At 38.8% G+C, this 11,850-nt stretch carries 10 protein-coding genes; 4 read left to right on the plus strand and 6 right to left on the minus strand.

All coding sequences use genetic code 11. The features are described 5' to 3' along the window. Positions 1-308: 308 nt before the first annotated feature. Complete coding sequence (locus AC1UFB_RS05985; protein ID WP_025907529.1) at positions 309-758, plus strand: RrF2 family transcriptional regulator; 450 nt, start codon at positions 309-311, stop codon at positions 756-758. A 72-nt stretch (positions 759-830) separates the two neighbouring features. On the opposite strand, the gene AC1UFB_RS05990 is transcribed toward AC1UFB_RS05985, so the two are convergent. Next, positions 831-1,895: a nitric oxide synthase oxygenase gene (locus AC1UFB_RS05990; RefSeq protein ID WP_328101186.1), complete on the minus strand. Its 1,065-nt coding sequence runs from the start codon at positions 1,893-1,895 to the stop codon at positions 831-833. Between the two features lie 122 nt (positions 1,896-2,017). Next, positions 2,018-2,953, minus strand: a complete 936-nt coding sequence (locus tag AC1UFB_RS05995) for a D-2-hydroxyacid dehydrogenase (RefSeq protein WP_025907533.1) — start codon at positions 2,951-2,953, stop codon at positions 2,018-2,020. A gap of 241 nt (positions 2,954-3,194) precedes the next feature. Between AC1UFB_RS05995 and AC1UFB_RS06000 the strand changes: the two genes are divergently transcribed. Next, complete coding sequence (locus AC1UFB_RS06000; protein ID WP_025907535.1) at positions 3,195-4,751, plus strand: ABC-F family ATP-binding cassette domain-containing protein; 1,557 nt, start codon at positions 3,195-3,197, stop codon at positions 4,749-4,751. A 205-nt stretch (positions 4,752-4,956) separates the two neighbouring features. On the opposite strand, the gene AC1UFB_RS06005 is transcribed toward AC1UFB_RS06000, so the two are convergent. Continuing rightward, positions 4,957-5,787 (minus strand): hypothetical protein, encoded by an 831-nt coding sequence (locus tag AC1UFB_RS06005; protein WP_061786451.1) that lies wholly within the window; start codon positions 5,785-5,787, stop codon positions 4,957-4,959. 47 nt (positions 5,788-5,834) lie between these two features. Beyond that, positions 5,835-7,142, minus strand: a complete 1,308-nt coding sequence (locus AC1UFB_RS06010) for an ATP-binding protein (protein ID WP_482588741.1) — start codon at positions 7,140-7,142, stop codon at positions 5,835-5,837. Between the two features lie 349 nt (positions 7,143-7,491). Here AC1UFB_RS06010 and msrA point away from each other — a divergent pair, with 349 nt between their 5' ends. Continuing rightward, positions 7,492-8,007: a peptide-methionine (S)-S-oxide reductase MsrA gene (msrA, locus tag AC1UFB_RS06015; protein ID WP_025907539.1), complete on the plus strand. Its 516-nt coding sequence runs from the start codon at positions 7,492-7,494 to the stop codon at positions 8,005-8,007. 35 nt (positions 8,008-8,042) lie between these two features. Here the strand turns inward: msrA and AC1UFB_RS06020 are convergent, their stop codons facing one another. Both AC1UFB_RS06020 and AC1UFB_RS06025 read right to left on the minus strand, forming a co-directional pair. Then, on the minus strand, positions 8,043-9,545 hold the full coding sequence (locus tag AC1UFB_RS06020; RefSeq protein WP_328101183.1) for a family 14 glycosylhydrolase: 1,503 nt from the start codon (positions 9,543-9,545) through the stop codon (positions 8,043-8,045). Positions 9,546-9,970: 425 nt separating this feature from the next. Further along, positions 9,971-11,140, minus strand: coding sequence for an endonuclease (locus AC1UFB_RS06025; protein WP_224840348.1), 1,170 nt, complete (start codon positions 11,138-11,140; stop codon positions 9,971-9,973). Between the two features lie 222 nt (positions 11,141-11,362). Here AC1UFB_RS06025 and AC1UFB_RS06030 point away from each other — a divergent pair, with 222 nt between their 5' ends. Continuing rightward, a complete protein-coding gene (locus AC1UFB_RS06030; protein WP_025907547.1) occupies positions 11,363-11,848 on the plus strand; it encodes a hypothetical protein in 486 nt (161 codons plus the stop codon). Positions 11,849-11,850: the final 2 nt, after the last annotated feature.

The following is an 11,850-nucleotide window of genomic DNA, read 5'->3' on the forward strand; positions in this document are numbered from 1 at the left end:
TTTTGGCTCTAAACAGGAAAAAACATTAAACTGAAAATTGCGTCAACATTTATGCAACACTAGTGATTTAATATATATGTTTTAAAACAAAAAAGATATATTTAATATATATGTTTTAAAACAAAAAAGATATATCAAAAATACATCTTTATAATACCCTAAACTTCTTGAAAAAAATAGCTACTTCTGAAAACCGCAATAAATAATTCACAAATTAGCAATGTGCGAAACAAAGAGCAACTTGCTATTCCTGTCGGAAACAGTCATGATATGATTAATAAAGTTAGTACAGAAAGAAGCGTGAAACTATGAGGCTAACACAGTATACGGATTATTCCTTACGTGTGCTGCTTTACTTAGCTGTTCGAGATCGTCAAAGCTTAAGCAATATTAAAGAAATTGCGGACGCTTATCAAATATCAAAGAATCACTTGATGAAGGTAACCCATGAACTAGGAAAGCTTGGATTAATAGAGACGATCCGCGGGCGTAAAGGCGGCATTCGATTAGCAAAAAACCCTAAAGAAATTAATATTGGTGCTGTCGTGCGCCAAACAGAAGAAGATTTTCATATTGTTGAATGTTTTAACAGCGAGCTTAATAAATGTACAATTTCTCCTTCATGCAAGCTCAAGCATGTGCTCTACGAAGCCATGCAAGCTTTTATCAAAGTACTTGATGGTTATACGCTTCAAGACTTAGTTATGAACAAAGATGAGCTAAATTTCTTATTGTTATCCGGTCAACAAAAAACCTGAACGATTAAAAGTTATGAACTCTCAATCGTTCAGGTATAGTAGAGGCTGAATTACTTATGTCTCAGTCTCTTTTTAATATGGTTTCTTCTGATAAAAATAATTCGGTGACAGCACCTTGTTTTTATAAGGCTTGTGAAAAATATGCGTCGTCGCTGGTGAAACTGGTGGGGTGAGCCACGTCCAGTTCCCCGTTACTTCTCGTCCATTTTTCTCTTCACGCTCTTCAAATAAGCGAAACTGCTGGGCAGCTGTATGATGATCAACGATACTGACACCTTGCTTTTTAAAAGAAGACAGGACGGCCACATTTAGTTCAACAAGCGCTTTATCCTTCCATAGCGTTGCGTTATAGCGAGTATCTAACCCCATAATAGAGGCAACTTTAGGAAGCATATTATAACGATCTGTATCCGCTAAATTACGCGCGCCAATTTCTGTGCCCATATACCAGCCGTTAAACGGTGCAGCTATATATTCAATCCCACCAATTTCCAGATTCATATCAGAAATCATCGGCACTCCATACCATTTAAGCTGTAGATCAGCAAATCCTGCTATCTCTGGGTGAGTAATAGTGACTTCCTTGACAAGTTCCTTAGGAATCGAGAACCACTGCGGCTTCTCCCCATTCACTTGAATAACTAAAGGAAGCAAATCAAAGTGCGTACCGGCTCCTTCCCAACCTAACTCTTGGCACACTTTCGTAAATTCATTGGATGCGGCATCACCAAGCTGTCCATATTCCATTTCATAGCCTGCGTACCTCAGCAGCTGATGATTCCAGATTCGTACCGGCTCTTTCTCACCTGCTTTTGGTTTAAAAACCGTAATCGTTGAGCGAATTTTCCCATCGTTAGTCGCATACTCAATATGCTTATAAAGAGCATCGCGTACTTCTTCAACAGTTGATGCTTCACGCTCATCAAACACGTGAAGAGACTGCCAAAATAAGCGACCGATACATTTGTTGCTGTTTCTCCAAGCCATTCGAGCACCATGTTCAAGCTCATCAAACGTGTGAGTGTACGTTCCTGTTTCTTCAATTTCTTTTTGAACCTGCACTAAACGCTCAGCAGTTTCTTCGGCTCTATCAAGCTCTATATAACAAAGGTGAATAAATTCACTCGCTTTTATCATCAAGTCTTGTTTGTTCAATTTTGTTCACTCCTAGAAGAACAACTTCTTGCTTTTAACCGCAAGCATTCTTCAGTATACCATTACCTTGAATTAAAAGCTTTTTACAATGTTTATTTTATACGTCAGTATCCTCGATTAAGATCTACTTTATTTTCTAACGGTTTGTCCGCTTCAATTCGATCTAGCGTATCAAAAAAACAAGCAACCGCTTCTTCAGGCGTCGTAACAGCCGAAATATGAGGCGTAATTACGATGTTCTCATGCTCCCATAGCATATCAGATTGAGGTAGCGGTTCCACTTCAAACACATCTAAAAATGCCTTTTTAATTCTTCTCGTATTGATAGCTTCTATAAGTGATACCGTATCAACCGTTGCGCCTCTTCCTACATTAATAAAGTATGCACCTTGTAAAATATTCATCCACTCCGCATTAAACATACGATTCGTTTCAGGCGTTAGCGGCAGTGTATTAATGATCCAATCTGCTTGTTTTACATGCGATGCTTCATCACCTGTTGCTACAACCTGATGAAAATGTTGGTTGCTTTTGCCACTTCGAGAAACTCCTATTACTTGGACACCAAACCTTTTTAACATTTCTGCAATAGACTGTCCAATTTCACCAGTTCCATAAATAACAACTTTTTGACTTGATAACAAAACAGGTTCCAATGGCTCCCATTTCTTTTCACGCTGTGCTTTTTGAAAAGCAACATGGTACTGAAGCTCACTCAGCATATAGCTTAAACAATACTCGCTCATTCTCGCTCCAAATGAGCAAACAGTTCTTGTCAAAATAACATCGTCTTTCCAACTATCTAATTTGACGTAGCGATCTACACCTGCTCCTAAAGAATGAACCCACTTCATTTGATGAAAGGCAAAGTTTTCAACAGGATAAAAGCTCATATAAGCATCTGCCCACTTCAAGTCCTCATCGTTTATATTTTTTTCATCAACGTAGCGAAAAGTCTTGCCTCGCTTATCTTCTCTTTCAATGATACCCTCTAATTCTTTATACATGCGGCTTGTGACCAAAATGTTTTGAATCTCCACTATCTGCTCCCCCTTGCTTCAACCTATATCCTTGTTTCTTATTATGAAGCATGAAATAGAAACAATCGAGTCTGAAGCATTTATTCATTCTTTTTTTCTGAAACAACCGCCTAAACATCACCTGTTACGGAATGACATAATATTAGCATGGATTTATCTCTCTAATTTCGCTATAATCGGGGGTGGATTACTGATAAATAAACAATCATCGATTGATTTTAAATAGAAAAGGTGTGTAAACATGAGCGTACTAACGGTTAAAAATTTAAGTCACGGCTTTGGTGATCGCGCAATTTTTAATGATGTTTCATTTCGCCTGTTAAAAGGTGAACACGTAGGTTTAATCGGAGCAAACGGAGAAGGTAAATCAACGTTTATGAACATTATTACAGGAAAGCTCGAGCCGGATGCCGGAAAAGTTGAGTGGTCTAGAAAAGTTCGTGTCGGTTACCTTGACCAGCACACTTCTCTTGAAAAGGGATTAACAATCCGCGACGTTTTAAAAGGTGCGTTTCAATACTTATTTGACTTAGAAGCGCAGATGAACGGACTATATGAAAAAATGGCTGACGTCTCTCCTGAAGAACTAGAAAAGCTTCTGGAAGAAGTGGGTACAATCCAGGATTTATTAACGAATAATGATTTCTATGTCATTGATGCTAAGGTTGAAGAAATCGCTAGAGGGCTAGGGCTAGAAGATATCGGATTAGAGCGTGATGTGCAAGACTTAAGCGGTGGGCAGCGTACAAAAGTCCTTCTTGCGAAACTCTTGTTAGAAAAACCAGAGATTCTTTTACTTGATGAGCCCACTAACTATTTAGATGAGCAGCATATTGAATGGTTGAAACGTTACCTACAGGAATACGAAAATGCATTTATTTTAATCTCGCATGATATTCCATTTTTAAATAGCGTTATTAACCTTATTTATCATATGGAAAATCAAGAGTTGAATCGCTATGTAGGCGACTACGATGATTTTATGAAAATCTATGAAATGAAAAAACAGCAGCTAGAAGCAGCTTACAAAAAGCAACAGCAAGAAATGGCTGATTTAAAGGATTTTGTGGCTCGAAACAAAGCTCGTGTGTCGACACGAAACATGGCAATGTCTCGACAAAAGAAGCTTGATAAAATGGAGGTTATTGAGCTTGCTCAAGAGCGTCCGAAACCAGAATTCAACTTCAAACCTGCACGTACATCCAGCAAGCTGATTTTCGAAACAACAGATTTAGTCATTGGGTATGACGAGCCGTTATCAAAACCACTGAATCTCCGCATGGAGCGTGGCCAGAAAATCGCATTATCCGGTGCGAACGGAATTGGTAAAACAACGCTATTAAAAAGTATTTTAGGTGAAATCAAACCGCTATCTGGTTCTGTTGAAAAAGGAGACTATCAGCACATCGGCTACTTTGAACAAGAAATCAAAAAAACCAATTATAACACATGTATTGAAGAAGTCTGGAATGAATTCCCTCACTTTACGCAGTACGAAATTCGCGCTGCGCTTGCGAAATGCGGTTTAACAACGAAGCATATTGAAAGTAAAGTTGAAGTATTAAGCGGTGGAGAAAAAGCAAAGGTTCGCCTATGTAAGCTCATTAACAATGAAACCAACATCCTTGTTCTCGATGAGCCTACCAACCACTTAGACGTAGATGCCAAGGAAGAATTAAAGCGTGCTTTAAAAGAATACAAAGGAAGCATTTTGCTTATTTGTCACGAACCTGAGTTTTATGAAGACGTTGTAACGGACGTATGGAACTGCGAAACGTGGACAACAAAATTATTTTAATTTTTTCATCACTATGTGCATATAAAGGAAAAAAGCGGGAATGCTATTAGTAAGTTCCCCCCCCTTTGTATTAGTAACCATTTTCGGATGGTTGCTTTTTTTATTTTTATAAATAAGCTGTGTATAAATTTGTTTACACCCGACCATACTAGAATCATATTCTCCCCTAATTGGACAAGCCGGTTAGCTTTAACAGCTAGCCGGCTTATTTTTTCATGTTCACCCAACTATCAAAATGATGAATGCTGAAACGGGTGGATTTATCATCTACTATAACAATCATTTCTTGAATTTCTTGCATCATAGCTGCCTCACCTTTAGAAGCAAACGAAATAAACTTCCCTTCCGTTGAAGGCACGGTTTCCAATCCAATTTCAATAGGAGTCGAAAGCACCGATCCCCACCTACGTTCATTCTTTGTAAGCTCAATAAATCCATTTTCCCCCTTCGCTTTATTGCGATAAGCCATTATTGTTACTTCATCAACCATCTTAATGACGGAGTAAGCAAGGCTATCTGATTCAGTGGTTGAATCTATTTCATCAAACCAAAATGGAATGTCAGCTCCTACTAGCACCTGAAGCGCTTTAGCCCGATTAGCGGCGTCTCGTATCATTTCTTCATACGCACTAACGATTTGCAGCTGATTCTTTTCCCAATTCGGCAATAAATACGGCTCAACATCTAGATGAACGCCTTTAAAGCGCTCATCAACTGCTACTTCTTCTTGGTAGTATCCAATCCAGTCCCAAAAGGCTGCATAATCTGATTGACCTGACGTTGCCCATGTACGACTGCCATCTAAAGCATAGACAGTTATTCCGATACTATTTGCAGATTTTATAAAACGTTGATATGCCAAGATAGGTACCTCATGGTTAATTTGCAAATATACACGGTTTACCTTCTTTTTTTGAATATCTTTTACCAACTGGGCTGGATTCTGTTCAATACGAGTCGTATCCCACAACCATGTTGAAAAAAACGTATCATCTACTTCTTCACCACTACTAGCAGCACAACTTGTTGAACTCAATAAAGCGAGCATCCCTACAAATAAACCAACAACTTTTCACTTCACACTTATTCCTCCCTTCTATAACCTTCGATTAAGTAAGCTTGCTTTGGATGGTTAGGCTGTTCAGGATATTTAAGCTGAAGCTTACCTTTGCGCAACATTTTAGATAAGTAATTGTTTCTTACTCCATCAGGCGTACGATCTAGTAAATGAGCTAAATCTTTTAGCCTAAGAGGCTGCTGTGCGCATAGCGAAACAATAACTTCTTCCATTTTTGCTGGACTTAATCGCTTTTTGCGCCTTGCTATTTCAGCTAGATTCCATAGAACGCTATTTTCATCTTCTAAATCTGAAATTAAAACATCTTTTTTATTATAGGAGTAATTATTTTTATTATAGGACCACTCTTCTTTATTATAGGGGTTACCTCCTATATCAACAGGACTAACTCCTATATTTTTACCCTTGAACTCCTCTATTAAATGCGAATCATCTTTATTAAAGGAGTTTGCAATTTTATTATAGGAGCTACTTTTCTCAACAAATTCTTCGGTCGATTCGACATCTCCTGTTTTATTTCCCGTATTGTTATTAAACGATAAAGTCGAAGTCGTTTGATTTTCAGACTCTTTCTGTCCTTCTGGAAAAGACATAGGTAGACTGAGAGTTGTCCTCTTTAGATAGACATCTTGATCAATAGTTGGAAGCTCGTAGCCGTATGATTTCCATTTATCGTGGAGAGCGGTTAAGCCGCTTCCAGAACGTTCACATAAATTTAGTAGTCGAAATAGCTTAAATAAATGTGGATTTCTTAAATTACTCATCTTTGTTATGAACACCTTATCCACAGGAATTCGAAATAATCCTGGATTAGAAAATACGCAGCTCTGCTGATTGTATTCGAATGTTAATCCACCTTCTCCATTATAGTCTGCATGTAGCAACATGTTCGTAACTACCTCAACTAATGAGGAAGCGATCTCACCATTTGGCTGATGTTTATAGACTTGCTCTGTAACATAAAAGTAAAAGTCATATAAATTTCCAGACCATGTACCGTCCTGGGATGTGAATCGTTCATTCCATCCACCTTGTGCATCGCTTTCTCGATACTCTAAAAAGTATTGTGGTAAAATTTCTGTAATCATTCTCTCTTCACTAAACATAAGCAAGCCCGCAAGCGTTACACCTTCTTTATGAGTGTCTCTCGCTTTTCCCCATGCTCCTATCTTATAAAGAAACTCTTTGGTTTCAAGGACGTTCCAAGGATGATCTGGCTTTACTGCAGCAAACTTATCTCGATAACTTTTAATTGTTTCAAAGTTCAGCTCATTTAATCCATAATGCTCTAGGATGAGGTTATCTTGTATCATTTTTTACTCTCCTATTGTATATTTATTCGTACTTATCCATCTTTTCTGTGGATAACTAGTAAATTTCTCAGTTTATTCTTCTTATATGACTTGCAAAAACGTATTCAATACGCTTTTGAGCATACATAACTAACTACTCGTGGCTATATGTAAGCTAGACATATATCCTTTTTATTTTATCACTTTTTTCTTCTTTCCTCTTCTGCATTCTCAACTATTCATAGCTAGCTTTGTTTTGCTACATAATTCCTTCTTCTCAACCAATCTACTAGGTAAATCAATTATTCGCTCTATCCGCTCTGTTTTGTTATAATACAGAACATAATTATAAAGAGAATGAGGGATTTATATGGAAAAAGCAACGTTTGCAGGTGGATGCTTTTGGTGTATGGTTACACCCTTCGATGAACTAGAAGGCATTCATGGTATTGTATCAGGATACACAGGTGGTACCGTAGAAAACCCAACTTATGAGCAGGTAAAATCAGGTACTTCAGGTCATTATGAGGCTGTACAAATCACGTTTGACCCGGAAGTATTCCCTTACAAGCGCTTATTAGACCTTTATTGGCCACAAATCGATCCAACTGATCCAGACGGTCAGTTCCAAGATCGTGGCCCTCAATACAGAACAGCAATTTTTTACCATAATGAACAACAGCGTACGGAAGCAGAGGAATCAAAACAAGCCGTTGCCGATAGCGGCCGCTTTAAAAATCCTATCGTAACAGCGGTTCTTCCTGCCTCTGAATTCTATGCAGCGGAAGATTATCATCAGGATTTTCATAAGAAAAACCCTAAGCACTACAAAGAAGATCGTGCTAAATCTGGCCGCGATGAGTTTATTGAGGAGAACTGGAAATAAAAATAAGCACCCATGCTGGCATGGGTGCTTTCTTCTTACCAATTATTCGTATACGTTGTAGGCGTTCCTGGAACATTCCAATACTGCTGGGTTGGTTGCCATGATTTTAATGAGCCATCCGAGCGCTTGATAATCGCTTTGAACTGAACGCTTCGATCGGCTGGGAAATTAACGGTTCCTCTCCAATCTCCGTACGTTGAGTTGTAAGAGAGTTTAATTGGATAAGCGATTGTGTCCCACTGTCCAAGTTCAGGACGATCTCCGACGATGTAAACACTCTCTCCAGACGATGTAGGTGCATTTTTAACAACTATTGTCTGTGCAACCGGTTTTATATTTAAGTGCTGATTAAACTGGCTCATACGCGTTGAGTTATTAATAACATCATAGAATCTTAAAAGCGTAAAGCCCGCAAAGTTATAGTTAAATGTCATTTCAGCTGCGCGTTTATACTGCTCTTCACTTCCGATACTTAAAGCATTTTCACCATTTAATACAATCCCTTTTGCGTTTGCTAGGCTTGCAACTTCTTTTACTAACGTTTTTTGCATTGAATACTCAGGATATGTCCCGCTATCAACCATTTCTAAGCACGTAAACGTCAAATCTAGCTTGGCTGTTTTAAATGAGTCTAATAACGTACTGTAGTTATTATAACCCGCTGGCTTTTCAGCAGCATGAGGCATTGTTGGATTATTATATTGCCAGTGTATCCCTGCTATTTTAGCTCCTACAGGCACATTAAACACCGGATCAAAGGCTTGATGAGCTAATGCTCCAATACGCTTTGCATGGTCTTGCAGAACTCCTTGATACCATTCTAGAAAGTCTTTTCCATAGTTTGTGTTATATCCATCCTTTAAAAACTGATTCCCATCTGAAGGTGGTAAAATTTGTGATGTTGATGTTAAACTTAGTCCCCATGCTTGGTTTACACCCGCTAACGAGCCATACTTGTTAACGGCCCACATTTGGAATTTAGATTTTGCAAAGTCTGTGTATGCTTGAAATTTCCCTCTAGAAGGGTAGCCTGTCCCATCAGCAACTGTATATGAAGGATAGCGAAGCTCACCAGCTGGTCCCCCTGATAAATAAACCTTTGGAATAATGTCTTCATACGGTGCTAACGCTTGCACAAATGCTGTGCATAGCTCCCCGTACTGTTTTGTGATTACGTCTGTCGCTAATGGGTTTACTGTTTCTTTGTTTACTGTACCTGTTTCTGATTTAAAATATAGGCTATCATCTGTTTTAGTATTCCAAATCCATGAAGGAAGAGGCGTGTTACAGTCATCTCCTACATTTCCACCACATTGATGCGTCGAGATAATCGGCACCATTTTTATTCCCGCATTTCGAGCTGCCTGTGCAAATCGCTGTGCATAAGAAAAGTCGAACTGCTGGTCACCGTTTTTCTCCATATCTCCCCACCAAAAATCTACTGTCACAGCGTAAAATCCATTTTGCTTTGCCTTCCGAAGGTCATTTTCAAAAGCTTCCCACGTAGTAAACTCCGTTACTTTCTTTAGTGGTGCCATTAAATAGGTCTTGTAATTCGAGTTAAACGACTGTCCATTTACCGCTGCTTGGCTATTGGTTGGCCCTAATATGAAAGCGGTAACAAAACAATAAGTGATGCAAACTTTTTAATTGGGTTGTACATATAATTCCCCCTATTTTTTAAAATCCAATAGGTTATATTCGGCTTCTTTCTTCAAAATCCTGTTGCGAAAAAAATAAAAGAGTTTGGGACATAACAAAATGATTGCTTCTAAAAGACGAACACTAGCTGTTCCCATCTCTTTCCCGCAGGAGTCGAGTGTCCTACGCTCCATTCCACCCTGTTTCCAACATTGTTTTCACAATCAACCAAAAAACCTGAACGATTAAAAGTTATGAACTCTCAGTCGTTCAGGTATAGTAAGGACTGAACTACTTATGTCTCAGTCTCTTTCTTATCTTATTAATTCCAAATAGCGCTTACCCATTCAGGGTGGTCAATAAATGGATTTCGGTTATGCTGATAATCTGAGTAAATAATCTCATTACGACGTCGCTCAGAAGCGTCTACAGGGTCCTGTTGATGCCACTGTAACAACACTGACAGCTTACCATGGTACGGAGCACTTCCGTTGTTTACCACATTATTCAACTCTAAATCCGGCTCATCGCTTACATCACCTTCATAACGAACAGCCATATAAAATAGCATACGGGCCACGTCACCTTTTACCTCATCGCGAGGCTCCCAAGAGTCACTATCATAGTAGTTGCCAAGCGCTTCAGTATGCTCTTTGCCACCGTTATCAAAATCTAAATTATTACGCGTACTGTTAACTGACATATCCGTTGGACGTAAATGGTGAATATCAGTTCCTGCTCCCATTGATGTTCCAAAATCTCCATGCGACTTTGCCCAAACGTGTTCTCGGTTCCAATCATTTGAACCTGATCCGTTTGTAAACTTCCCTTGAGAACGCCCTGTATAAAGTAAGATAATATTATTAGAATTAGTAGGATCTTCATCTGTTTTACGAAGTGCATCCCATACTGCTGAGTATGAAATTTCTGTATGATCATCAATGATGTTATGTAATGCTGATTTTAATTCAGTCCCCGTTTTTCCTTCAGCAGGTGAATAATACTCTTCAACAGATGAAGCGGGTGGATTTGTTGGTTCAGTTGGATCCGTCGTGCCGCTTGTTTCCTTTGACATCATCGTTACATTTTTTAAGCCTGGGTGTGAAAAATAAGCTGTTAAGTTTCCAGTCGCTGCAATTTGTTTTCCTTTTAGCGTTGGATTTGTTTGTAGTCCAAATCCTGAACGAAACGTAGAGGGGATTTGAACATAAAGCATTTTAGATGGATTAGTTTCAGTTGGCGTATCCGCAATTGCTAGTGCATAGTCATTTGGATAATTACTCGTTACAACTGTAGTGGTGCCAGTTGGTTGCCCCACAACGTATCCTTCTACCGTTTGAATGGAATTATTTTGCGACGAAATGGCTTGTGAGACGCTGATTGCAGTTGCAGCTTTCGGGTGCTGCAGTGGCAAGCCGCTAATAACTAGCGCTACTAATAAAGTAACTAGAAACAACACCTTGTACAAAGGAGCAGAACTTTTCTTCAACATCATTTCCCCCTATGGAATTATTATTTGACTCTTTTTATTATAGTTTTCAAACGTTAAAATTTTTGTAGGAATTTGTTAAATTTTCTAGGGAAAAGGAATCAATCTTCTTTACAAGTCTTTCTTCTCATAGAAAAGGTCTGCTTCTTCCAAATGAAGTGTGATATAATCAACCGAATATAGAAATCATAGACTAGACAGTCTAATTTGAAATGAGGTTACTGAATGCTTACTTTTGACGAAAAACTATCCGTTATTACGTCTTTCTCTGAACTAGAGCGTAAAGACGTTTCGCTTGGACGCGTAAATTTTCAATACAATGAAAGTGTTTATGATAAAAAGAATGTGGTGTATCACTTGCACCCAAATGGAAACGGATTTGTATACGCTGGTCACCTTTCTGGCTATGACACAAATGATAAAGGCCTTGTGAATATCCGTGAGTTTTCACAGGAAGAGCTGCGTACAATTATCGAGCAGTCAATCAATAGTCTTTCTCACCGCCCTGAGCACGAAATGATTGAAGAAGCTGTAATCGGAGACGGCCGCGAGCAGCGCTGGCACGGTCCCGAAGGAGCTACGTTATTACTGGTACATGAAGATTCACTATGGAACATTTATGCTGGATTGAATTTAGAAGCTGCGTTTGAATCATATGAAGAAGCAGAAGACTATCTAATGGATGAAGGATTTAGCCGCTTGCGAGATTAATT

It is taken from the genome of Priestia sp. KCTC 13724 (assembly GCF_056820425.1).